Origin of the sequence: Lipingzhangella rawalii, from assembly GCF_031628175.1 — a bacterium.
Taxonomy (GTDB): Bacteria; Actinomycetota; Actinomycetes; order Streptosporangiales; family Streptosporangiaceae; genus Lipingzhangella_A; species Lipingzhangella_A rawalii.
Genome location: NZ_JAVLVT010000010.1, coordinates 107,076 through 130,376, shown reverse-complemented (window position 1 = coordinate 130,376; position 23,301 = coordinate 107,076). Strand labels below are relative to the sequence as shown.

The window sequence follows — 23,301 nt, the reverse complement described above, 5'->3', positions numbered from 1 at the left end:
TCACTCCTGGGGCGCTGGCGCGGTCGAGGCCAGCCGACGGATGAGTTCGATGATCTCGGGGAGCGTTGTGTAGGAGGTCACTCGTAGATCCTCGGGCGGTTCGGGGAGGCCGAATCGGTCTCGCGCCTTGGCGAAGACTTCGAGTTGCTTGATGGAGTCGATTCCGAGATCGGCTTCCAGATCGATGTCGTCGGTGATGAGTTCCTCGGGCAGTTCCAGGTGCGTGGCGTAGAGTCGGCTGAGCTCCCGGCGGATATCCCCGTCTGCTGGTAGCGCCGTTCCGCCCGCATCTTCGGGCTGCTCCACGGGGCTCTCGTCCGCGGCCTCGGCCGGGAGCCTGGAGGCCTCCGACGCTGGGGAATCATTGTGCGGGGGCACGGGCTCTGCCGCGCTGGGTGTCTTGTCCTCCTGGAAGACCAGCGACTCGAGCTGGGCCATAGAGACGCGGTGACGTAGTGGGGCAACACAGGTGAGGTGGCGGGGTAGGCAACTGTCGACCACCGTGGTGAGCGCGTCGCGCGGCCCGGATTCCACGAATTTCCGCACACCGTCACGGTGCAGGTGCAGCAGTGCGTTGTGGAATCGGACCGGCCGCACCAGATGAACGTGGGCCAGTTCGCGCATGTCCTCGGCTGTGGTCATATAGCGACCGAGGAGGGCGGAGTAGGTCGGAATACGGGGTGCTTGGAACGGCAGGTCGGCTGTATGGGTGCCGAGACGGTCGGCGACCTCCCGCAGGACAGGATTGTGGAAGGGATGAGCAACCCGAAGGCGTGTCCCGTCTACGCCGGCGGCGTGGGCGACCTGGTACACCTCGGTCAGTAGTTCGGACGGTCCGGAGACCACGCACTGATCCGGACCGTTATCCACGGCCAAGACGAGATGTGGGTGGTCGATCAGACCCACCAAGTGCTCAGTGCGTCGGGCGTCGAGCTTCAGGGCGATCATGCCTCCCTCTGGTGGGGACGCGTCTCGGAAAGCCTGCTGCCGCCGCAGTATCAACCGGACTACCGCTGACACATTTAACGCCCCAGCAAAAGTGAGTGCTGAGATTTCCCCGAAGCTGTGCCCAGCGACGACATCCGCTCGTAGTCCCAGGTGTGCCAGGATCTCGGCGGCTGCCACTCCGCCAGTGAAGAGCACCAGCTCCAGATCGTCCGGGCGTTCGGCGCTGAGCTCGGCCAGAGACGGGGAATTGGTGTCTCGCAGGAGGTGGGAAACGGGTGAGCGTCCCTCGGCGGTGCACACCTCGTCGACAGTGGCCAGAACACGCTCTGCTCGTGGTGAACGTTCGACGATTCCAGAGAGTATTCCAGGAATATATGAGCCTTGCCCTGGAAAAAGGAATGCTGTTCGTGTCTCCAACTAAATTCCCTGAGTCGATATACAAAGATATGATTTTTGTTTTGTCGATTTCATTCTGTTCTAAAGTTAGTCTTCGAGATCCTCTTAGTCAATCTCTGAAACCATTTTTTGTCATTTTGGGTATACGTGTATTGCGTTTATGTTTCTCTGTGTGTTCGCTGGAGTATCTTGGGAAACGTGGGCAACTTTCGAATACTTTTCGGTTTGCTATTTTTTGTTTATGGTGTGCCCGGTTTGGGGCTGTTTGGGATTGGCTGGCTATTTTTTGTTTCAGATCTTGTGGAGAATGTTTTATATCGAAAATATTTCAGATTTAGTAAAAAATGTTTAGTGTGAATATATTTGGAGCTGGGAAGGTCTGTCGCTTGTGCTCCGGAGTCAACGTCCCGGAGGGTCTGTTCGGGCCGCCTTCCCAAGGGAGAAACGTGGGCAAGGCAAAGTGGAACGCCGTTGGGAGTTAGCCCATAAGTCCCTCGAGAGCTATGGTGGGACTACGTTCCGCAGCTAGTGTTCTGATTGGTTAGTTCGCTTATGGCTGTGGGACGAGTCGCCCTGAACCGGAGCTGCTGCCGTTGGACCTGACGCTTGCGGAGCACGCCGAGTTGGAACGGTGGGTGCGGCAGCTTACGACCGTCCAGGATTGGGCCGTTCGGGCGCGGCTCGTTCTTGGTCCGCGCCGAGAGTGTGTCGAACGCGTAGGCCAGCCGTGAGCTGGGGGTGTCGGTGCCCACGGTGACGACGTGGCCGGTTCGGTTCGTGGAGTTCCGCATGGAGGGGCCAACTGATGAGCCGCGCCCGGGGAGGCCCCCAGTACGGCTGCTGACAACCATGTCGACAGCGTGGCGGCCGCCGCCGGCGTCGTGATCACCGAGGGGCGATGCGGGGGTTACCGCGCGGGCTGGGGCTGGTCGCGCGTGTCTGGGGGTGGGGGCGTGTTGCGCCCCGGAGGGGCGTGGTGACCCCACCCCCGCACCGGAAGCCGTGGTGGCCGGGTTCGGTTGGCTGCACGCGCCATTTCGGTAGCCGGCGTGGAATGGTGGTGGCGGTGGTGGATTTATGGGTGCGGGCCGTGGCGGCCGCCGGCGGCGTCGCGCCCTGGGGGCGCTCCCCCGCACGACGGCCAACGGAGTGGTTGCGGTGGTCTTGGGGACAGATCCGCACTTGAACGCAGCCAGCGTCCCAGCATCACGGCCGATGCGGGTGGAGGCGGCGTATTCTTCCGCGCGGTGGCGAGTGGGCACGAGGTGGGAGTCCCGGTCACCGGCTGATCCGCCGCCACAGTGGTCGGGGCAGTAGCCGCAGGCCAGCGAAGACGCCGCGCAGCACCCGCGGGACCCAGATGACCCTGCGGCCGGTGCGCAGTCCTTCGGCCACGGCGTTGGCGACCTGTTCGGCGGTTGCGGGGAACGGGGCGGGGGAGACGTGCGCCGACATCTGGGTGGGAATGTAGCCCGGACGCACCACCATCACCCGTGCTCCGCTGCCGTGGAGCGCGTCGTCCAGGCCCTGGGCGAAGCCGTCCAGGCCAGCCTTGGCGGAGCCGTAGACGAGATTGTCCCGGCGAACCCGGACTCCGGCCACCGAGGACAGCACCACGAGCGTGCCGTGGCCCTGCTCGCGCAGCCGGGCGGCAACGGCCAATCCCATCGAGACGTGACCGGTGTAGGTGGCCGTGACGGCGTCGGCGGCCGCGGCCGGGTCCGCCTCGAACTGGGCCTGCTCACCCAGGACACCGAAGGCGTCCACGACCACGTCCAGATCCCCGGCCAGCTGAGTGGCCCGCGCAACGACCCCCGCATGCTCCGAGGTGGCCGCGGCGTCAAACGGCACCGGATGCACGGCCGTGGCTCCAGCCGCCCGGAGACGCTCCGGGCCCGCACCGAGCGCCTCAGTATGGTGCGCGTCCCGTGCGGCGAGGACGACCGTGCGGGCCCCGTCCCGCACGAGCCGTTCCACGATCGCCAACCCGATCTCACTGCGGCCACCCAACAGCAGGACGGTGTCGACGGTGCCGACAGAGTTACGCATGGTGAAGCTCCCTGTAACGTCGCTGGTGGGTGTGCTGCGTGGGTGGCCCCACGTCCGCCCAGCATCCATGCCCGGCTGTGCTGGTCATCTCAGACCGCACCCGCCGTCAACAGCAGCCGACGGTTCAGGTCCGAGGTGAGCACGCCGTGTGGATCCACGCGGTCGCGTACCCGACGCCACTCCGCCAGCCGCGGGTACATCGCGTGGACAGTGGCTGCGCTGGCGCGGCTGTCCTTGGCCAGATAGATCCGCCCGCCCGCGGACAGCACCCACGCGTCCAGGCGCGACAACAGTGCCCCCAGGCCGGGGGTGTCCGCCGGAAGGTCCACGGCCAGGGTCCAGCCCGGGGACGGGAACGACAACGGCGCCGGGGTCGCGGCACCGAAGCGTTTCAACACGGTCAAGAAGGCCGGGGCCCGCCGCTGCGTGAGGTGGGTGACCACCCGGCGCAGGGTCGCGGTCCCAGCGTCGCCGAAGGGAACCACGAACTGGTACTGCACCAGCCCCCGGGGGCCGTAGAGCCGGTTCCAGCCGGCCACGACGTCTAGCGGATAGAAGTAGGAGTCCAACGCTTGGATCTGCCCGCGGCGCCGCAGCGGCGCGCGGTGGTAGTAAGCCGTGTTGAAGGCCCGCAAGGTGGCGGGATTGAGGAGGCCACCCGGGAGACCGGGGGGCGTGGACAGGCGCGCCGAGGCTGGGGCGTAGGCCAGGGGCTGGAGCCGATCCCTGGGGCACAGCTCTTCGGGGTGGGCGTGCTCGGCACGAGTGAGCACGCCGCGGCCAGTGGCGGAACCGCGGGCGAGGAGGTCGAGCCAGGCCACGGTGTAGCTGTGACTGGCGTCGCTCGCACACATGCGTTCCAGGGTTGTGTCCAGGTCCGGGGTGCGGTCGGTGTCCACGCGCATGCGGGAGCTTGCCACGGGGATGAGGTGGAGGGTGGCCTCGGTGATGACACCGGTGAGCCCCATCCCGCCGACCGTCGCCCAGAACAGCTCGCGACCCTCGTGGGGTGAGTCGGGACGCAGACGTCGTGTGGAGCCGTCCGGCGTGACCAGCGTGAGATCCCGAAGGTGCGCCCCGATGGAGGAGTCGCGGTGGTGGTTCTTGCCGTGGATGTCGGCGGCGATCGCCCCACCCAGGGTAACGTGGCGCGTTCCCGGAGTGACCGGAAGGAAAAAGCCGCGCGGCACCAGGCTGCGCACCAGCTCGGCGAGGCTGGTGCCGGCGGCCGCGGTGACCGTTCCGGCGTCCGCGTCGATGCGCAGGCCGGGGGTGATGTCCGCGGTATCCAACACCTGGCCCCCGGCACACTGGGCGGCGTCCCCGTAGGCGCGACCCAGCCCGCGCGCCACCGTTCCCCGGCCGGGAGCGCGGTGCAGGGCCGTAGCCACTTCTGTGGGACTACGTGGGCGGGTGACGCTGGCCGAGGTGGGGGCGGTGCGACCCCAACCGGTGAGGATGCGTTCAGACGACATAGATTCCCAGGGATACCAGCACCATCAGCGTTGCCAGAAATACCTGCATGGCGCGGTCCCTCAGGGCGATCTCCTCGGGTTCCTCGCCGGCGCCGCGGGAAACCAGGAGGTTGTAGCGCAGGATCGCCATGATGAACGGGACGATGCTTGCCCCGTGCAGGGCCAGTGCCGCGCCACTATGGTGCTCCAACGCCCAGAGGCAGTAGGTGACGATCACTGCGGCGGAGGCCATGGAGCGCACCTGGGCGAGATAGGACACGGTGTAGGCGGCCAGGGCGCTGCGTGCTGTGTGTCCGCTGGTCCCGCCGAGTTCGGTTTCCCGTTTTCCGGTCACCACCAGGAGGGCCGACAGCGATACCACGATCAGGAACCAGCTACTGGCCGGGACCGCCGCGACCGCGGCACCCGCCAGGGCCCGCAGCACGTGGCAACCGGCTACCGCCACGATGTCGCAGATGGCGAGGTGCTTGAGCCAGAAGGTGTAGAGGCTGGTCAAGCCCAGGTAGCCGACCAGGATGGCGAGCAGCCAGGGGCCACCCACAGGGTATGCGGCCGTCAGCGCGATTCCCAGCAGTGTCCCGCCGGTGGCGAGTGCGAGGGGAACGCCCAGGGTTCCGGAGGCGAGGGGGCGGTGGCGTTTGCGCTCGTGCTCCCGGTCGGCGTGTCGGTCCCGGACGTCGTTAAGGAGGTAGGTGCCACTCGCGGCCACGCAGAACAGCACGAACGCCGCAAGGCTTCGCCCCAGAGCCTCGGGCATGACCCCCGCGGACAGGGGAGCGGCGAAGACGAGCCCGTTCTTCACCCACTGGCGAGGACGTGCGGCGCGTGCCAGGCCGGTGAGTTGCTCGGTTGGGAACCGCACGAGCCCGGAGGAGACGGAACGTGTCGGCGAGGGGTCCGCACGTTCCGTCTCCTCCGGGCGGGAGGGGGCCGTAGCCATGGGTGGCTAGACCCGCCGTGCCGAGAGGTAGAGGATCACGCCCCCCACGGTGAGAATTCCGCCGGCGACCAGCAACACGATCGGCAAGCCGGTCCGCACGATCGGAATGGCCGTCATTCCCTGCGACGCACTGTCGATGTAGGCGTCGATGGTCTCGTCGGTCCACTGGAGGTCGGCGTCGATGAGGACGAGTTCCTCCTGTCCGTCCACATGGGCGGTAATGCGCTGGTGTTCGTGCTGGTTGAGCGGAACTCCGGTGATCGGGTCGATCCAGAACGTGCGTTCCACCGAGTACATCTCGTCGGTGGTGATGTCGGTCTGGTCCTCGTCGTCACTCTCGATCCCCAGCACGTCGGCCGGAATGACCCGCTCGTCGATCTTGGTTTCCGGGATCTCCTGCACGAAGCGGTAGGTCTCGTGTCCCTTGATCTCGTCCACACCGTCGAACACCATGGGTTCGGCCTGGAGGGTGGTGGTGTCGAAGTACTCGTAGTCCCGCTGTTCGGTCAGGAACGGGAACTTGTAGGCCTGCCCGGTCTGGACGACGCTTTCCTCGTTGACACTGGCGTCGCAGCAGTCGACTGCCTCACCGGTAAACCGGTCGTGTCCCACGCGGCGGGTGTTGGACTCGATGGCGAAGTCGTTGTCACCGGGGCTGTCCGCGTGCCGAACCCAGGTGAACTGGTCCCATACGACAACGTCGGTGTCGCTGGCGGCGACGTCGGCGCGCAGGGTGGTGTGCGCCTCGATCGTCGCGTCCTCGACAAGCTCCACATCCTCGATGTTGAAGTAGGTGGCGTTCTGCGCCTGATGCACCGGCTCCTGGTAGTAGTCCATCGGAGTCCGCATCAGGGCATCGGCCACCCAGAATCGCAGGAGAGGCGCGAGCACGATCGCGAAGACTCCTAAGGCGATACATGCAATTGCCAGATTTCGGCGCATCTGCCCCTCCTGGGCGGGTTGCGGGTGATCTTCCTGGAACATAGTTCAGTTTGAGGTATGGTAGTCCCCTGCCCGCGCTACGTCATCAGCGTGTGTCGGAATATTTATAACATGTTCTACATGGAGGTTCGTTGGTCGAGGAGTCCGCGGTAACCCGACCTGGCGATGCTGCGGAACCCCGCGACCTTCCCCAGGTGACCGGGCACCACGCCGGGCTCGACGGGGTCCGGGCGGTCGCGGCACTGATGGTGTTGGTGTTCCACGTCGCGGTAGAGGTTGGCGTGGTGCTGGAGCCGGGACTGCGGGGTGCGCTGCTCTCCGGGTTCGAGCTGGCGGTACCGCTGTTCTTCGCCCTGTCCGGGGTGCTCCTCTACCGCCCCTGGGTCCGCGCCACCCTCGACGACACCGAGCGGCCACGGGCGGCTGCCTACCTGTGGCGACGTGCGGTGCGGGTCCTGCCCGCCTACTGGGTGGTCGCAGTCGTCGCCCTGCTGCTCTACTCCCGGGAGTACCTGGACTCGGTTGGTCCGTGGCTCCAGGTTCTCACGCTGACCTTCATCTACGACCCGGACCCCTCGTGGTGGTTCGGTACCGGCCCACAGGGTCTGGGGCAGATCTGGAGCCTGTGTACGGAAGTCGCCTTCTACCTGGTGTTGCCGGTCCTGGCCCTGATGCTGCACCGGTGGGCACGCCGCGGCCGGCCCGACGTGCACGCACGCGCTCGACGTCTGTTGATCGGCCTGGGTGTGCTGATGGCACTGTCCGTGGTCGCGCTGCTGGTGCAGTTCTATCCGGTGGAACGCCCCTATATGCACGCCTGGTTGCCCCGCACCATGGGGTTGTTCGCGGTCGGGATGGCTCTGGCCGTGCTCTCGGAGTGGGCGTGGCGCGATGCGCGCCCACACGCCCCGGTGCGTCGGCTCTGCCGCACGGTCGCCCAGTCCCCGGCACTGTGCTGGGGTGTGGCCGCCGCAGCCTTCCTGGTCTCGGCCGGTCCGGTCACCGGTCCCCGGTTCATGGGCACCGACGGTTTCTGGTCGGCGATCATCCAATACGCCACCGCCCTCGCGTTCGCCGCCTTCTTCGTGGCACCCATCGCCTTCCAGCCGAAATCCGATCCGGTCCGGGATGCCGCAGCGCCCTGGGCCGCGGGCGGGGCCTGGCTGCGTACCGTCATGGCCGGCCCCACCATGACCTTCCTCGCCAAGATCTCCTACGGCGTCTTCCTGTGGCAGTTCCTGGTGCTGTACCTGTGGCGGGACTTCACCGGGCAGGAGCCGTTCACCGGATCGTTCTGGCTGGATCTGGGGCCGGTGTTCGCCGGGACGGTGCTGGCCGCCATGGCCAGCTACCATCTCGTGGAACGCCCCACATCGCGATGGCTCTACCCCCTGGTCAGCGGAAAACGACCGGTTCAGTCCGAACCGTCTTCCCACTCCGCCCACTCTTCCAATTCCGCCAGTGCGTCCTCATCCAGCTCATCCAACTCCGCGTCCTCCTGACCGGCCGGATCCTCCAGCTCTTCGGATCGTTCGGTCTCGGTGTCGTCGGACTCGGCCAGGGCCTCCTCGGCCAACTCCTCGAGTTCGGCCAAGGAATCCTCGTCGAGGTCGGACCAGGGGTCCTCCTCGCTGGACGGGACGAGAGGTCCGTACGTCACCGCCTGCACGCACACCGCCTGGTCTTCGGAATCGAGGATGAGCTGGTCAACCGGCTGGGGGAGGGGAACGTAGTAGCCCCCACCTGAGGCAGCGGGGGGAAGCACGGTGGTGACCGCGGTCTCGTTGGCGGTCACCACGAGCGTCGATTGGGCCGAGGCGCTGTAGGCGATACCCACCGCGTGCGCCGGACCACCGTCGGAGTGCACATCCCAGGCCATCCGGCCGTCGAAGCTGGGCACACACTCCTCGTCCTCCGGCGGGCCGAAGTGGTGACTGTGTGGGGAGGGCTCGGCGGTGACGAGGAATCCGTTTTCGTTGAGCATCATCGGGGTGGTGCTGGGGCGTGGTTCGGCCAGCAACTCGGCGGTCTCCGCGTCCGCGGAGCCCGCCGCGAGTGGGGGGAGCACGTGGGAACTCAGCCGTAGCGGGCCATTCCACGGCAGGACGACATCCTCGGGGACCGGGTTCGGATAGACCGCCGCTGTCGGCGGAATAGCCGAGATCGAGGAGCGGACCGTGTCCAAGTACCAGCGCACCCGATCCCCACTGAGCGTGTCGGCATAGGTGTGGGTGGAGTAGCTCGCCGCCGCCACAAAGCCCACAGTGCACAGCACCGCCACGGGGCCACGTCCGCGGATCCGCGGCAGTGCACGATAGACGGACCGACCGTCGGCGTCGCTGGCCCGCTGTTCCTCACGGGTTGGCCATAGTGCCAGGGCCAGGCAGAGCGCGAACACGACGGCGGCCTCAGCCACGTAGCGCGGATCGTGGCCCACCAGGCCCTCGTATCGGCCTCGCGCAATCAGGGTGGGCACCAGGTCAACCAGAACAAGGTATCCGGCCAGCAGGGCCCAGGCGCGCCAGGCACGGCGACGGTAGAGGAGAGTGCCCAGCACGAGCAGACCCAGCACACTCCAGGCTGCCACCAGGACCCACGTCTGTGGCTGCACGAGGCCCCCGGCCGGGGTCGAGGTGCCCCACTCCAGCGGACCGCCCACGGCCAGGGAGGGGAAGGTCTGTCCCAGAAGTCCGGTTGCCAGGTCGATCGCTGGTTGCGGCTCGGGCATGCCGGCCCCTTCACCCTGCGGTGCCTGCCGGTCCCGGGCCAGGTACAGGAGCAGATGCCCCACGGACAGTCCCACCATGCCCAGCCAGAACCGGGGATGCGTGTCCAGGGTTCGCAGGAGGGAACGTCCCACGCTGCCACGGCTGAGGAACAACACCGCGACCGCCAGCAGCAGTGGCGGAAGGAACATCCCCTTGACCGCGAACGACATCCCCACCACGACGGCCGCCGCGGTGTACCAGGCGTAGGCGGTGGTGCCATCACGGAGGTAGTGGGTGAGCCACACCAGCGCCACCACCATCGCCAGCTGGAGCGGTACCGCGTTCAGGGCCGCCGACCACCAGGCGAGTACCGGCAGGGTGAGCGGGGCGAACGTGTAGACCGCGAGGGGGATGAGGATGGCCCACCGGCGTCCGAACCACAACCACACCAGCCGGAACATGCCCAGGGACGCTCCGGCCTGGGTGAGGACCATCACACCTGCGGCCAGGCCCCAATGGTAGGGAGCGAGTGCCGTCTGCACGTAGATCAGCAGCATCGCACCCGGCATGAGGTGGCCCTTGTGCAGCTCGGTGAGGTACTCCCAGTCCAGCGTGCTGTGGAAGGCGCGGGCGAAGAACAGGAAGTCGTCCTCGACGAAGTACGCCTCCCGTAGGACCAGAACCCGGTGTGTGAGCGCTACGGCAACCAGGGCCAGCCCCACCAGCAGGATCCGGTCCCGGCGCATCGACCACAGGGTGCGCATCCAGGTGGGCACACGCAGCCGAAACTCCACCACCACGGGGGACTCGCCGGTTGTCGCCGCCCCCTGTGGGGCCGCGGATTCCTCCGAAGCTGCCGCCGTCGTGGCCGCGGGATTCGACCCGCCGGGATGCTCCTCGGTCATGGGCTCCTGCCCTCCGGGTCCGGACGGCCCTGGGGCACCGGACAGTGACTCCGTTGTGGTACAACACGTTCCAATACGTGGCACCCATATCATTGCAGTTCCGGACGGGCAGAACGGAAGTGAGTGAGAACCTGATGCAGCAGACCCGGGCGGGGTGGTGGCGACGATGAAGCGTGCCCTGGCTCAGCTGCGGCACGACTGGACCGTGCTGGGCTCGGCCGAGCCACTGTGGGCGGTGTGTGTCGACCCCACCAAACGCGATGGCGGCTGGGACGACACCGAGTTCCTCGCTTCCGGGGACGCCGAGGTTGACGCTGCCCTCGACCAACTCGCGAAGCTGCGAATCGCGCCGGAACCGGGGCGGGCCCTGGACTTCGGCTGCGGTGCCGGCCGGCTGTCCCACGCACTCGCCCGCCACTTCGCAGAGGTCGTCGGCGTGGATATCTCCGAACCCATGCTCGCCGAGGCCAGGCGCCTGGACCGGGGCTCCGGGCCGGTGACGTTCCTGCACCACGGCGGGGACACGGCCGAACTGCCGGAGCTGGAGTCCGCCTCGTTCGACCTCGTCTACAGCGATCTCGTGTTCCAGCACATGCCCCCCGAGCTGGCCCGTTCCTACCTCCAGGAGCTCGCGCGGGTGCTGCGCCCAGGAGGCTGCCTCGTCCTCGGTGTACCGGCGCGGGAGCGACGGACCCTCAAGGGGATCGTGTTCCGCTACGCCCCCCAGGCGGTGATTCGCTGGGGCCAGCGCCTGCTGCTTCGGTACCCCGCACCGATGCGCATGCACACCATGCCGCAACCACAGGTGTGCTCGCTCCTCGCGCGGAACGGGGTCACGGTGCACGCGGTGACGGAGTACTGGGCCGGGGACCATTGGCAACACCTCCGGTACTACGGATGTCGCGACAGCGTGGGTTCCCACCCGACCGAGACCGACGGTGCGTCCCCGCATGGGTGACGTCGCCGAACGCCCGGAACAGTTCCGAGCCACACTGGGACGCTCGGTCCGGTTGTTCTCCGCGTTCCGCCGCGAGCAGACCGACCCGGACCACTTCTACGGAACCCTGGCCCGCGACACTGTGGCGCAGCTCCGCGGCTACTGCGAGCTGGCCGGAGCCCAGGTCCTGGATGTTGGCGGCGGTCCCGGCTATTTCGCCGCGGAGCTGCGGGCGGCCGGTGCCCGCTGCGTGTGTGTGGACGCCGATGCCGAAGAGTTGACCGCACGGGACGGGACCGCTCCGGGGGCCGCCGTACTCGGCAGCGCCCTTCAGCTTCCGGTACGCACCAGCCAGGTCGACGTCTGCTTCTCCTCCAACGTCCTGGAGCATGTTCCCGACCCGCACACCATGGCCGAAGAGATGGTGCGAGTAACCCGTCCCGGAGGAGTGGTCTACCTCTCCTACACGGTGTGGTGGTCCCCGTGGGGCGGACACGAGACCTCCCCCTGGCACTACCTGGGGGGCGACTTCGCGGCGCGGCGGTTCGAGCGACGCACCGGACGGCCCCCCAAGAACCGTTACGGCAGCACCATGTTCGCGGTGAGCGTCGCCGAGGCCCTGAGGTGGGCCCGCGCCACACCCAACGCCGACATCGTGGATATCCAACCGCGCTACCACCCCTGGTGGATGCGCCCGGTGGTGCGGATCCCGGGGCTGCGGGAGATCGTGACGTGGAACCTGCTGCTGGTCCTGCGGAAGCGACACCCGGACTGAACGGTCCGTCAACCGGTCCGGCAACCGCCGGGCCGATGGGCGACGGCGAGCCTGCCAGCCCCGCCCCCTTCCCAAGCCGTGGATCGGAGGCTGGGGGTGCGGTCAGACACCCCTTCCGAACCAGCCCCGGGTGGGAAACCCGCGAAACGTGCTCCCGGACGGGTACGGAGCCGCTAGCCTGGCCGGACTATGGGATGGGGCATCGAACGAGTTCTGCCGCTGGCGATTCCGGGAACAGCCGGGACCGAGGCGCTGGTCATCTCCTCGGCATCTCTGGTCGTGGTCGTGGCCTCCGCGCTGTTTCTGTACCGCCAGCACCGCGTGTTCGGCTGGCTTGGCGGCTGGCCGGGCCTGATCACCCTGGCCACGGTCGCAACTGGCTGGCTGGTGGCGCTCGCGGCTCTGTGGCCACTGCCCACCGGGCAGCTGTGTACCGGTGGCGGCAGCGCTGCACAGCCGCAGCCCGGCGCCACACTCACCCCACTGACCACCGACGCGCTGCTGCGAGCCGGGATCACCGCCGCGGTGTTTCTTCCGGTGGGTGCGCTGGCCTGGTACCGCTACCGGCAGGGCCTCCTGCGAACGGTTGGCCTGGCGGTGGCTGTGGCCGGGGCTGTGGAGCTGGTGCAACTGACCGGGGTGTTCGGAGCCTATCCATGTGCCTACCGGGTGGCCGCCACCGACGACGTGCTGGCTGGGGGGCTGGGTGCTCTGATCGGCTGGTTGGCGGCGCGACCACTGACCACCCGCGTGCTTCGCCGCGGCTGGCCCGCGGGGATGCCCGACCTGATGCGGCCCTCGGGCCTCCGTCGCCAGCTGGCCCTGCTGCTGGACCTGGCGCTGTGGTGGCTCACGGCTGCGGTGATCACGGGGGCCTTGGTGCGTGCGGGCGCAGTCCACCCGCTGGCGGGGCCGACGGCGTTCGACCTGGTGTTGGTGGGGCTGGCGGTGCTGATGGCGGGTGTGGTTCCGCTGCTGTCCCCCCTGCGCCAGACCCTGGGGCGCATGGTGTTCGCGTTGGGGCTCGGCATGGCCACCGGGACGGGGCCGGCGTCCCGGTGGCGTGTACTGCTGCGCTCCGTGCTCGTGCACGGGCCGGTGGTGACCCTGTTCGTGCTGGGCCTGCCCTGGTGGGCGCTTCTCGTCGTGGCCGTACACGGCGCACCCGCCGTGGCCCGGCGGGACCAGCGGGGCCTTGCCGACCTGCTCTGCGGAACGCGGGTGGTTACCAGCACGATTCTCCGTGGTGGACTGCCACCGCGGATGACCCGGTACCACGCCCCACGGGTCCCCCACACGGTGGAGGCCACCCCCTAACCCTGGGGGGAGGGCGGGATGGCTCTCACGGAGGATGTGCGGCACCACGCCAGCGGGCTACTGTGGGCACCCTGAGCCGCTCGGACCAACGATCCGGGTGGTTGACGGGGGCAGCTGGCAGGGCGCGCGCGGCTGCCCCCGTTCCGGTCGGGCCCGTGCCTTCGGGGCAGGGGTCCGACCGGAACGTGTCAGCGGGACACCATGCCCTGTGCCAGCTGAACCAGGATCGCGTGGATCTCCTCCATGGGGCGCTCAGGCTGGAGAGTTCGCCAGTCCAGAGCCACGGTGAGCACCATGCCGAAGAGGGCGGAGGAAGCCACCCCGGTGTCGAGGGTGGCCGGGACCGATCCCCGGCGTGCCGCCGTGTCCAGCACGGCACCGATGACGCTGATCGCCTCGTTCCGGATCTGCTGGACGGTGGCGTACCAGGCCTGGTTCGTCTGCCACGCCTCGGATACCAGCAGCCGGGCGAACGCCTCGTGTTCGCCGATGAAGGCGAGTTCCGCGCGGAGCACCTCGGTGAGGGCGGTCCCCGACGGGGCGGCTTCGGCCGCCGCCCGCATCTCCTCGGCCAGGCGGCTGATCCCCCAGGCCAGGAGCGCGGTGAACAGTTCGGTTTTGCCGCCGAAGTTGTAGTACACCGTGCCCTTGGCGACCCCCGCGCGCTCGGCGATCTGGTCCACCGACGTGGCGCCGAACCCCTGTTCCGCAATCAGTGACACCGCAGCGTGGAACAGGCGTCGCCGGGTGTCCTCCCGCCGAGCGCTCACGGGGTCTCCTCTGCTACGTCCATAGGAACAGTCTTACAGTTTCAGGGAGGGGTGGAGTTGGTGCATGCTCCAGACCCGCTTCCGGGAGACGGCCAGGACGGTCAGGGTGAGGGCACCGACCAGGTAGGCCCCCAGCACGAGGAAGGCGTTCAGGACCACAGTGAGGTCGCCGCCGCTGATCAGGTGGCGTAGTGCGCTGACCACCCAGTTCATGGGCAGGTAGTGTGCGATCGCCTGGAACAGGGCGGGGCTGGTCTCCAGCGGGTAGGTGCCCCCGGACGAGGTGAGCTGGAGCATCAGCAGGACCAGGGCCAGTACCCGGCCCGCGGAGTTGAACTGGACGTTCAGCCACTGCACCATCGCCGTGAACGCTGCCGCGGTGAGCAACAGCAGGGCGATGAGGGTGAGCCACCGCGTTGCGCTCAGCCCCAGGCCGAAGTGGAGAACGGCCATCATCACCGCGACCTGAACCACCCCGATTCCGAGCGCAGGCAGCCAGCTGATGAACGCCACCCTCCAGGAGGGGGCGCTGCTGGCCAGAGCCCGCCCCACGGTCGCGGGTAGGACCATGTACACCACCATGGCCCCGACCCACAGGGACAGCGGGATGAAGAACGGCGCGAAGCCGGTGCCGTAGTCGGGGGCTTCGTTCTCCACGGTGGAGCTGAGGCGCACCGGCTCGCTCATCATGTCGCCGTGTCGGTCCCGGGAGTCCTCGTCGTAGGTGGGGATCAGGCCCAAGCCTTCGGCCAGGCCGGTCGCCAACTCCTGGGCGCCGCCACTGAGCTCGGTCAGGCCGGAGTCGAGTTCGCCCGCTCCGGTGCGCAGTTCGCCGATGCCGCCGTCGAGTTCCACGGCGCCGCCGTGGGCGTCGGCGAGGCCGTCTCGCAGCTCCCCGCTTCCTGTGGCCAGCTCCGCCAGCCCTTCGTCCAGCTCGTCGATCCGGTCGCGGGCGTATTCGGCATCCTCGGCGAGTTGGGGAGCTTCGGCCGCGAGGTTGGCGGCGGTGTCGGCCACGGCCTCCGCGTCCTCGGCCAGGGTGGAGATGTCCGCGGCATGCAGGGTGACGAAGTTGTTTACGGCCACCGCCTGGCTGGCCACCGAGTCCACGGCGATCAGTAGGTCGTAGAGCTCCGGTTCCTCGGACTCCAGCTCGGGGTGTTCGTGGAGGTAGTCGGTTACGGCCTGGTCGATCTCGTGGGCGGCCTCGGCCGCCTCTTCACTCTCCTGGGGGAGTTCGTCCAGGGCGTCGGCGATGGTGCCGGCGACGTGCGCCACATCGTTGGCCCCATCCTCGATGGCGGGGGCGTCTTCGCGCAGTCGGGGGACCACGGTGTCGGCCAGCTGGTCGAGAGTGGTGACGTGCTCGTGTACTTCCGCGGAGGCGGTGCTGGCGCCGTCGGCGAGTTCGACCGAACCGGAGTACAGCTCCCCAAGGCCGTCACTGAGTTCGTCGGACCCTGAGGCGGCCTCGCCGAGCCCCTCGTGGAGCTCCTCGCTGCCGTCCTGGGCGCTGTCGGTGCCGTCCGCCAGTTCGTCGGCGCCGTCCGCGGCCTCTCCGGTCTGGTCGTGGATCTCGTTGAAGCCAAGGAAGATGTCATCGAGATAGGTCTCGATGGCGGAGCGTCCCGCGGCACTCTGCACGTCCGCGAAGGCGGTGCCCAGAAGTTCCCGAACGATGTAGGAGTTCGCGTCGTTGAAGTAGGTTTCCAGTTGTGCCGGGACCGGCCGGGGATCGTCCTCGCCGGGGGTGGCGAGATTCGCGCTGAAGTTCTGCGGGATGCGCAGGGCGACGTAGAAGCGTCCGTCGTCCACTCCCTCCTCGGCAGTGGTGTCGTCGACCAGGTGCCAGTCCAGGTCGCCGCGGTCGAGGAGTTCCTCGGTGAGTTCGTCCCCCGCCGCGAGCTCCTCGCCGTCCACCGTTGCCGGTTCGTCGTCGTTGACGAGCGCGACGGGCAGATTCTTCATCCCGCCGAACGGGTCCCAGAACGCCCACAGGTACAGGCCCGCGTAGAGCAGCGGGATCAGGGTCAGTGCGGCCAGGGCGGCCGTGGGTAGGGGAGAGCGGAGGTAGGACAGGACGGAGGGGCCCGTGGCCCGTGCCGTGGGCAGGAACCGGGGGCGGCGTAGCCAGCGGGGGCGGCGCGGGGTTCCTCGTCGCGGGCGGTGGAATCGCGGTAGGCGGGGGAGCCGGAACTTCACTGTTCCTCCTTTCCACGTCCGGTGGCGCGGTCCAGAAGGTCGCGCAGTGAGGTTCGGCCGGTGGCGGCCGCTTGCCGCAGCCGCTTGCCGCCACTGCTGGTGCGTCCTGAGGTGGCGTGTGTTTTACCGGTCTTGTCGGTGTCCTCGATGGGGCCCTGGTGGAGGGGGAGCGTGCTCGCTCCCGCCTCAGTTCGGGCCGCCTCAGCGTCGGCGCAGGTCGCGATCAGGGTCAGTCCCCGGTCCGCGAGCTCCCCCAGGGTGGACCAGAGGGCGGCCCGGGTTTCGGGGCAGAGTCCGCGGTCCACATCGTCCACCAGAACCAGGCGCGGCTCCTCGATGAGGGCCAGCGCGAGGCCGAGCCGGCGTTGCTCCAGCAGCGACAGTTCGCCAGTGAGTCGGTGCGTGTCGGCGCTGGTCAGCCCGGCGGCGGTGAGTGCCTGGTCCCGTACCTCCCGTCGGGGTGCCCGCAGGCGAAGGTGTATACGTTCGTTGAGGTGTTCGCGCACACGGATGCGTTCGTCCAGGTCGTTCACGCCGGCGCTCAGGCCCAGTGCGCAGATACGTCGGACCTGCCGGCCCGCGCGGGCGGTGCGGTAGCAGTCGTGCCCGTCGACGTGCAGGCTCCCGTCGCTGGGGCGCATCCGTCCGGAGAGGGTTAACAGCAAGGCGGTGCGTCCGCCGCCGCCGTCTGCGACGAAGGCGGTGAGTGAGCCCGGGGTCGCGGCACAGTCCACGTTCGAGTACACCCAGCCGTGTCCGGTCCGCAGGGCCAGGCCCTCCGCTTCGACGCGGGCTCCGGTCGCTCGGCGCATGAAAGCTCCGCCTTCCTCTCGCCTACTTTTGCACTGACTAGTCAGTTTAAACTGACTAGTCAGTGCAAAAAGTTGGTCTGACGAGCCAACCTCAGGGTTGTGGAAGGGTGTTCTTGGCCACAACGAGACGCGCGTGACCGAACGGATTCCATACCTGAACCCGGTACGGAACTGACTCGGCTGGTCACCGAGGTACCGGATGAAGCCAGCCAGCCCAGCGAGGTGCACATGGGGGGCACGGCACCGGTGCCGCCCGCGATTCAGCGTCGCCCTGGTCTGCCCAGGCAGCGGTCCAGCGATCGTCGGAAAACCGGGGTACTGGTGGTGCATACGCCCGGTGACTCGGCCCCGGGGGTATCCGTGTCCCCCGGGGCCGGCCGTCATGTGGGACCGCGCCCCGCAACCGGAGGGGGCTCTGGCGCGGCGGAGTGGCTACCAGCTGGTGGGAGTTGGCATGCCCTCGCTGTAGCCCGCCGCGCTCTGCACCCCCACGGTGGCGCGCTCGGCGAACTCCGCGAGAGTGCCTGCCCCGGCATAGGTCAGCGAACTGCGCACACCGGCGATGATCTCGTCCAGTAGGTCCTCAACACTGGGGCGCTGCGGATCGAGGTACATCCGGCCGGAGGAGATCCCCTCCTCGAACAGGGCCTTACGAGCCCGGTCGAACGGTGAGTCCTCGGCCGTGCGCAACCGCACGGCCCGGGCCGAGGCCATACCGAAGCTTTCCTTGTACATACGCCCCTCGGCATCCCGCACGACGTCGCCCGGGGACTCGTAGGTCCCCGCGAACCAGGACCCGACCATGACGTTACTCGCCCCGGCAGCCAACGCCAGCGCGACGTCCCGCGGATGCCGGACCCCTCCGTCGGCCCAGACCGAGGTGCCCAACTCCCGCGCCTGGGTGGCACACTCCAGCACCGCGGAGAACTGGGGACGCCCCACACCCGTCATCATGCGGGTGGTGCACATCGCGCCCGGCCCCACGCCGACCTTGACGATGTCCGCTCCGGCCGCAACCAGATCGCGAACTCCCTCGGCGGTGACGATATTGCCCGCCACCACGGGCACCTGGGGGTCCAGGGCCCGCACCTTCTGGAGTGCGGTGATCATCTTTTCCTGATGGCCGTGCGCGGTGTCGAGGACCAGCGTGTCCACGCCGGCCTCCAGGAGCCGGGCCGCCTTGCCCGCCACGTCGCCGTTCACCCCGACGGCGGCGGCGATCCGGAGCTGTCGGTTCTGGTCCACGGCAGGCTCGTACAGGGTGGCCCGCAGTGCACCGGTCCGAGTCAGCACCCCCACGAGTGCCCCGCTGTCGTCGATGACCGGGGCCAGCCGGTGCCGAAAGTCGTGCAGGGTGTTGAAGGCCTCGGTGGGGTCGGTGCCGGCCGGGATGGTGAGGAGGTCACGTGACATGACCTCGTGCACCTGGGTAAATCGATCCACCCCACCACAGTCGGCGTCCGTAACCACCCCGACGGGACGACGTTCCTCGTCGACGACGATCACCGCGTTGTGCGCCCGTTTGGGCAGGAGGTTGAGTGCCTCGCCGACCGTGCCGTGCGGGGCGAGGGTGATCGGGGTGTCGTGGACCAGATGGCGGTCCTTGACCCAGCTCACCACCTCGGCGACGACATCCAGGGGAATGTCCTGGGGCAGTACGGCAATGCCGCCGCGCCGAGCAATGGTTTCCGCCATGCGGCGGCCGGCCACCGCGGTCATGTTGGCCGCCACGATCGGCACGGTGGTACCCGTCCCGTCATGGGACGCGAGATCGACGTCCAGACGGGAGCCCACCGCGGAACGACGCGGAACCATGAACACATCGCTGTAGGTCAGATCCTGCTCGGGGACCTGACCGTTGAGAAACTGCACGTCTCACCTCGACTGGTGCCGACCACGAGTGCCGGACCACAGGCACCCGTCTCAATTATGCGGGATCGGGTCCACAGTGCGGATCACCCCGCTTCGCCCGGAGTGCAATCCGGCCCGCGAACGGGCATACCGATGGTTCGTCGAGACCCTGGGCGGGCAGATGCGACAGCCAGGGTCAGGTGGCTGGTCCGGACGGAGGTGACCCAGCAGCGATGGCGAAGCACACCCTCGCCGAGGTCCGCGAGCGCACCTACAAGTCTCGGGACTCGTGGTGGACGGTGTTTCTCGTCGATCCCCTCGCCGGACGGCTTGTCGTGTGGGCCGCGAACCACACCGCCCTCACCCCGAACCAGGTGACCTTCGGCGCCGCGGTACTGGGGGCGGGCTCGGCCGCCTGCCTGGTGCTGGGAAGTTGGCCCTGGCTGTTTGCCGGTGCGCTGTTGTTCCATCTCAGCTTCGTACTGGACTGTGTGGACGGGAAACTCGCGCGGCTGACGGGAACGGGAACGGTGTTCGGGGTCTGGGTCGACTTCATCCTGGACCGGGTCCGGTTCTTCGCCTGTATGAGCGCGCTCCTCGCCGGGCAGTGGCTGGCCACCGGGGACGTGCTCTACCTGCTCCTCGCGCCACCGGTCGTCTTCCTGGACCTGATGCGCTACCTGAACGCCGCTCAGGTGGACACGACCCGGCGCGTGCTCCACCGCAGGTGTCGGTCTCCAGGCGAGTCGCCGGCGCGTCCTCAGCACCCGAACGATGCGCTCGGGGCCGCGACGCAGACCGGAGCCGACGCCATCCCGGAGCCGTCCAGGGACGGGCCATCCGCGCCGCCCACGGACGGCGGTGGGACCGGCGCCGACGGGTCGGTTCCGGGTCCGGAATCCAGCCCCCTGCCTACCGAGGATCGGCTGCGGGCGGCCCTGGCCCGCCACCGCGTGCGTCCCCACCTGTTCAGTGGTATCGAGTTCGAGATGACCGTGTGCGTGCTCGCGCCGGCGTCGGCGCTGTTGTGGCTGTTCGGGCTGCCGAACACCATCGCTGTCATCGTGGCCGCTGCGTGTGCCTGCCTGCTCCTGTTCGAGTTCGTGGTCGTGTATCGACTGTGGGCGCACATCCGGGCACGTTCCGCGGAGCCCCGTGAGAGTCGTCCCTGAGCCCGTGGCCCGAGTCCTGCGGCTGGCCGCCAGTCACCGCGCTCGGTCCGGGACGTCCTGGCCCGTTCCGCGGGTCCAGCTGGCCGATCCGGACATCAGGTTCCCGAACGCCGATGAAGCCACGTGGCGTGGGGCTCGACCAGCCATCCGGTGGCCCGCCGGACCCAGGGTGTGCACAGCACGAAGGACAGGACCACGGCCGAGACGGTGTTCGCCGCCAGCCCCGCGTAGCCGTCCACGGCCTCGTACCAGCCCAACTGCTCGGCGATACGGATCGGTAGGCCGTGCAACAGGTAGACGAACATCGTGTAGGCACCGAGCTGCGTGAACCAGGTCTGTGCTCGCGGTATCACCGCGAGGAACGCCATGGTCAGTACCCCCGCGAGGACCAAGAACCCGGTACGCGCGGCCATCCCCAACGGAAGGAGGTCGACCTCCCGGTCGGCCAGGCTGGCGCGCCAGAACACCCACTCGGTGCTCAGCTCACTGGCCAACGGAACGGCGGCCACCATTGTGCCCAGGAGGACCAGCACGGCCAGCACCTGCACCCAGCGTTGGTGCAGCCACTCCAGGTGCCCGGGCTGGAGACACAGCCCCAGGACAAAGAAGGGCAACAGGCTCAGGATCCGGGAGATCCCCAGTGCATCACCGGTGCTCACCGTGGCGGCTGCGAGGGACACGGCCACCGCGACGGCGAGTGGCCAGCGGATCCGCTTCCAGAACGGTACGCTGATCCGCCAGACGAACAGGGCCACCAGGAACCAGGTGAGCCAGATCGGGTCGACCGGCGATTCCGGATAGCCGCGTCCGGCGACGTGGGCCTCAGCGACGTAGACTCCCCAGAAGATCAGGTACGGCGCCAGCACCGTGGTGATCAGGCGGTCCACGCGACGGGCGGAGCCATCGAACGACGCCGACACGTAGCCGCAGATCAGCACGAAGGCCGGCATGTGGAACAGGTAGATCCAGAAGTAGACGGCCTCGGCCAGAAGTGTGTCGCGCGCGGGGGAGATGGCGTGTCCCACGAACACGAGGACGATCAGCACGAACTTCGCGTTGTCCAGGTGGGCATCTCGCACCGGCCCGGAGGCGGATGCGGGGCGTTCCGGTTTCCGGACGGTCTCGGGTGGAGCGGAGCCGGCAACCGGGGGCGCCACAGCCGATGGGGACACGGGCACGGAAGAACCTCCACACGACGTGCGCGCTGTTAGCACGTGTTCCTGAGTAAAAACTGAGCGACAGCCTACAAGATCATCACGATACGGCAACGCGTGGGATGCTTCGGCGGGGAAGCTGGTAGTGGAGTTGTCCGCACCCCGTTTGCGATCCATTGCAGGGTGCCGGGAGAATCGAGACCGATCGCCCGTGCGCGTCGATGTGACCAGGCACACGACCAGGGGAGCTGACGAAGGCGGTGGAATCCGGTGCCAGAGGTCGCCCAGGCCGAGCGAGCCGCGCAGCTCGCCGCAACGGTACTCCGCGGGATCGACGACGTGTTCCCGCTCGTCGAGGGGCTCTACGTCGATCTGCACCGTAACCCCGAACTGTCCCACGCCGAGCACCGGACCGCCGGTGCCGTCGCCGAATGGCTGGCCAGGTCCGGCTACGAGGTGCACCAGCGAATCGGCGGCACCGGAGTGGTGGGTGTGCTGCGTAACGGTCCCGGACCGAGCGTGCTGGTACGCGCGGACATGGACGCGCTTCCGGTCGAGGAGAACACGGGGCTTCCCTACGCGAGCGCGGCCCGTGGCGTCGACGACAACGGCGCCGAGGTGCCGGTGATGCACGCCTGCGGGCACGATGCGCACGTGGCCTCGATGCTGGGCGCGGCGGACCTGCTCGCCGAGGCGCGCGAGCACTGGCGGGGGACCCTGGTGGTCGTGGCCCAGCCCGCCGAGGAGACCCTCGACGGCGCGCAGGCCATGCTGCGGGATGGTTTGTACGACAGGGTCGGTCGACCCGACATTGTGCTGGGTCAACACGTCGGTCCCCAACCGGCCGGGATGATCGCGCACCGGGCCGGGGTGATCCTCGGGGCCAGCTCCGTGCTGCGGGTACGGATCTTCGGGAGCGGTGGGCACGGTTCCGCACCACACACGACGGTTGACCCCGTTGTGCTTGCTGCCAATATCGTCACTCGGCTCCAGGGCATCGTCGCGCGCGAGGTCAGTCCCACCGAGATGGCGGTGGTGACCGTGGGTGTCCTCCAGGCCGGAAGCCGCCCCAACATCATTCCGGACGAGGCGAACCTCGAGATTTCGGTCCGCGCTTTCGACACCACGGTGGCCGCGCAGGTGGACGCCGCCATCGAACGTGTGATCCGGGGGGAGGCCCGAACCGCGGGGGCTCCCCGCGAGCCCGAGATCCGGCGGGACGAGGGGACAGTGACCACACACAACGAGCCGGATGCCACCGTCGGTGTTGCCACCGCACACCGGGCCTACTTCGGAACCGCGCACGTACTCGACCTGCCGGACCCGCTGACCGGAAGCGAGGACTTTCCGCAGCTGGCACTGCCGGACGATCCGGAGCCGATCCCCGCGGTGTTCTGGTTCATCGGCGCCACCCCGCATGACGTCTGGGAACAGGCACCCGGGGACACCCCGGCCGAGAAGCTGCGCCACGTGCCCAGCAATCACTCACCGCTCTTCGCGCCGGACCGCGAGCCAACCCTGCGTACCGGCATCGCGGCATTGACGGTCGCCGCCACCACCTACCTGGACCCGGCCAGCGGCGAATCCACCGCATCCCAGGCGTCCGCCCGGGCATCCGCAGCGGAACCCGTCCAGCCGGCCACCCCGCCCGGTGGACAGCCGGTGGTGCCGGACCCGGCGTCCACCCAGGCAGCGGATATGAACGCCCTGCTCGACGATGGGACCGATGGCACCGACGGGACCGGAGACGCCTACGCGCCGGAAGTCCCAGCCGACGAGCCCGGAGAGAACGGGGCAGCGCCGGTAGCACCCACCCAGCCCCCGACCGGACCCAGCACACCATTGCCACCGCCCGAGGGTGCACCGGTCGCCGCGCCACCCCCGGACTCCGGCGAGGATCCGCCCTACCAGCTGTAACCCGGACGACCCAGCCCGACGGCGGGTTTCC

Annotated in this window: 17 protein-coding genes; 6 read left to right on the top strand and 11 right to left on the bottom strand. The window is 68.3% G+C overall.

The annotated features are described in order from the left end of the window. The 5 genes from RIF23_RS18055 to RIF23_RS18035 form a co-directional block, all read right to left on the bottom strand. Positions 1-1,365, bottom strand: coding sequence for an acyltransferase domain-containing protein (locus RIF23_RS18055; RefSeq protein WP_310913773.1), 1,365 nt, complete (start codon positions 1,363-1,365; stop codon positions 1-3). Positions 1,366-2,622: 1,257 nt separating this feature from the next. Further along, positions 2,623-3,393 (bottom strand): decaprenylphospho-beta-D-erythro-pentofuranosid-2-ulose 2-reductase, encoded by a 771-nt coding sequence (locus RIF23_RS18050; RefSeq protein WP_310913772.1) that lies wholly within the window; start codon positions 3,391-3,393, stop codon positions 2,623-2,625. An 89-nt stretch (positions 3,394-3,482) separates the two neighbouring features. Then, complete coding sequence (locus RIF23_RS18045; RefSeq protein WP_310913771.1) at positions 3,483-4,868, bottom strand: FAD-binding oxidoreductase; 1,386 nt, start codon at positions 4,866-4,868, stop codon at positions 3,483-3,485. Beyond that, positions 4,858-5,808, bottom strand: coding sequence for a decaprenyl-phosphate phosphoribosyltransferase (locus RIF23_RS18040; RefSeq protein WP_310913770.1), 951 nt, complete (start codon positions 5,806-5,808; stop codon positions 4,858-4,860). The genes RIF23_RS18045 and RIF23_RS18040 overlap by 11 nt, the downstream gene beginning before the upstream one ends. Positions 5,809-5,814: 6 nt before the next feature. Then, on the bottom strand, positions 5,815-6,750 hold the full coding sequence (locus tag RIF23_RS18035; RefSeq protein WP_310913769.1) for a DUF3068 domain-containing protein: 936 nt from the start codon (positions 6,748-6,750) through the stop codon (positions 5,815-5,817). A 131-nt stretch (positions 6,751-6,881) separates the two neighbouring features. Here RIF23_RS18035 and RIF23_RS18030 point away from each other — a divergent pair, with 131 nt between their 5' ends. Next, positions 6,882-8,252, top strand: a complete 1,371-nt coding sequence (locus RIF23_RS18030; RefSeq protein ID WP_310913768.1) for an acyltransferase family protein — start codon at positions 6,882-6,884, stop codon at positions 8,250-8,252. Here RIF23_RS18030 and RIF23_RS18025 read toward each other — a convergent pair. Then, positions 8,165-10,363 carry a hypothetical protein gene (locus RIF23_RS18025; protein WP_310913767.1) on the bottom strand — a complete coding sequence of 733 codons (2,199 nt, stop codon included), beginning with the start codon at positions 10,361-10,363 and terminating at the stop codon, positions 8,165-8,167. The genes RIF23_RS18030 and RIF23_RS18025 overlap by 88 nt on opposite strands. A gap of 166 nt (positions 10,364-10,529) precedes the next feature. Here RIF23_RS18025 and RIF23_RS18020 point away from each other — a divergent pair, with 166 nt between their 5' ends. The 3 genes from RIF23_RS18020 to RIF23_RS18010 all read left to right on the top strand — a co-directional run bounded on the left by RIF23_RS18020 (position 10,530) and on the right by RIF23_RS18010 (position 13,392). Further along, positions 10,530-11,321: a class I SAM-dependent methyltransferase gene (locus RIF23_RS18020; protein ID WP_310913766.1), complete on the top strand. Its 792-nt coding sequence runs from the start codon at positions 10,530-10,532 to the stop codon at positions 11,319-11,321. After that, positions 11,314-12,075, top strand: coding sequence for a class I SAM-dependent methyltransferase (locus tag RIF23_RS18015; protein ID WP_310913765.1), 762 nt, complete (start codon positions 11,314-11,316; stop codon positions 12,073-12,075). The genes RIF23_RS18020 and RIF23_RS18015 overlap by 8 nt, the downstream gene beginning before the upstream one ends. Before the next feature lie 189 nt (positions 12,076-12,264). Continuing rightward, positions 12,265-13,392, top strand: coding sequence for a VanZ family protein (locus tag RIF23_RS18010; protein WP_310913764.1), 1,128 nt, complete (start codon positions 12,265-12,267; stop codon positions 13,390-13,392). 188 nt (positions 13,393-13,580) lie between these two features. On the opposite strand, the gene RIF23_RS18005 is transcribed toward RIF23_RS18010, so the two are convergent. The 4 genes from RIF23_RS18005 to RIF23_RS17990 form a co-directional block, all read right to left on the bottom strand. After that, positions 13,581-14,162 carry a TetR/AcrR family transcriptional regulator gene (locus RIF23_RS18005; RefSeq protein WP_310913763.1) on the bottom strand — a complete coding sequence of 194 codons (582 nt, stop codon included), beginning with the start codon at positions 14,160-14,162 and terminating at the stop codon, positions 13,581-13,583. A gap of 33 nt (positions 14,163-14,195) precedes the next feature. Continuing rightward, positions 14,196-16,364 (bottom strand): YhgE/Pip domain-containing protein, encoded by a 2,169-nt coding sequence (locus RIF23_RS18000; RefSeq protein WP_310913762.1) that lies wholly within the window; start codon positions 16,362-16,364, stop codon positions 14,196-14,198. Beyond that, a complete protein-coding gene (locus RIF23_RS17995) occupies positions 16,361-17,176 on the bottom strand; it encodes an ATP-binding cassette domain-containing protein (protein ID WP_310913761.1) in 816 nt (271 codons plus the stop codon). Before RIF23_RS17995 ends, RIF23_RS18000 begins: the two co-directional genes overlap by 4 nt. A 432-nt stretch (positions 17,177-17,608) precedes the next feature. After that, positions 17,609-19,048, bottom strand: coding sequence for a GuaB1 family IMP dehydrogenase-related protein (locus tag RIF23_RS17990; RefSeq protein ID WP_310913760.1), 1,440 nt, complete (start codon positions 19,046-19,048; stop codon positions 17,609-17,611). Positions 19,049-19,260: 212 nt separating this feature from the next. On the opposite strand from RIF23_RS17990, the gene RIF23_RS17985 reads away from it, so the two are divergent. Further along, positions 19,261-20,199 carry a CDP-alcohol phosphatidyltransferase family protein gene (locus RIF23_RS17985; protein ID WP_310913759.1) on the top strand — a complete coding sequence of 313 codons (939 nt, stop codon included), beginning with the start codon at positions 19,261-19,263 and terminating at the stop codon, positions 20,197-20,199. A 95-nt stretch (positions 20,200-20,294) separates the two neighbouring features. Here RIF23_RS17985 and RIF23_RS17980 read toward each other — a convergent pair whose 3' ends face one another. Further along, entirely contained in the window at positions 20,295-21,377 is a 1,083-nt protein-coding gene (locus RIF23_RS17980; protein WP_310913758.1) for an acyltransferase family protein, read from the bottom strand. A gap of 246 nt (positions 21,378-21,623) precedes the next feature. Between RIF23_RS17980 and RIF23_RS17975 the strand changes: the two genes are divergently transcribed. Then, complete coding sequence (locus RIF23_RS17975; RefSeq protein WP_310913757.1) at positions 21,624-23,270, top strand: amidohydrolase; 1,647 nt, start codon at positions 21,624-21,626, stop codon at positions 23,268-23,270. Positions 23,271-23,301 lie beyond the last annotated feature (31 nt).

Bases quoted from the DNA above. Each gene is read 5' to 3' on its own strand.
- RIF23_RS17995 (WP_310913761.1), bottom strand. From the start codon at position 17,176: ATGCGCCGAGCGACCGGAGCCCGCGTCGAAGCGGAGGGCCTGGCCCTG.
- RIF23_RS18050 (WP_310913772.1), bottom strand. From the start codon at position 3,393: ATGCGTAACTCTGTCGGCACCGTCGACACCGTCCTGCTGTTGGGTGGC.
- RIF23_RS18040 (WP_310913770.1), bottom strand. From the start codon at position 5,808: ATGGCTACGGCCCCCTCCCGCCCGGAGGAGACGGAACGTGCGGACCCC.
- RIF23_RS18015 (WP_310913765.1), top strand. From the start codon at position 11,314: ATGGGTGACGTCGCCGAACGCCCGGAACAGTTCCGAGCCACACTGGGA.
- RIF23_RS18045 (WP_310913771.1), bottom strand. From the start codon at position 4,868: ATGTCGTCTGAACGCATCCTCACCGGTTGGGGTCGCACCGCCCCCACC.
- RIF23_RS18020 (WP_310913766.1), top strand. From the start codon at position 10,530: ATGAAGCGTGCCCTGGCTCAGCTGCGGCACGACTGGACCGTGCTGGGC.
- RIF23_RS18025 (WP_310913767.1), bottom strand. From the start codon at position 10,363: ATGACCGAGGAGCATCCCGGCGGGTCGAATCCCGCGGCCACGACGGCG.
- RIF23_RS17985 (WP_310913759.1), top strand. From the start codon at position 19,261: ATGGCGAAGCACACCCTCGCCGAGGTCCGCGAGCGCACCTACAAGTCT.
- RIF23_RS18035 (WP_310913769.1), bottom strand. From the start codon at position 6,750: ATGCGCCGAAATCTGGCAATTGCATGTATCGCCTTAGGAGTCTTCGCG.
- RIF23_RS18010 (WP_310913764.1), top strand. From the start codon at position 12,265: ATGGGATGGGGCATCGAACGAGTTCTGCCGCTGGCGATTCCGGGAACA.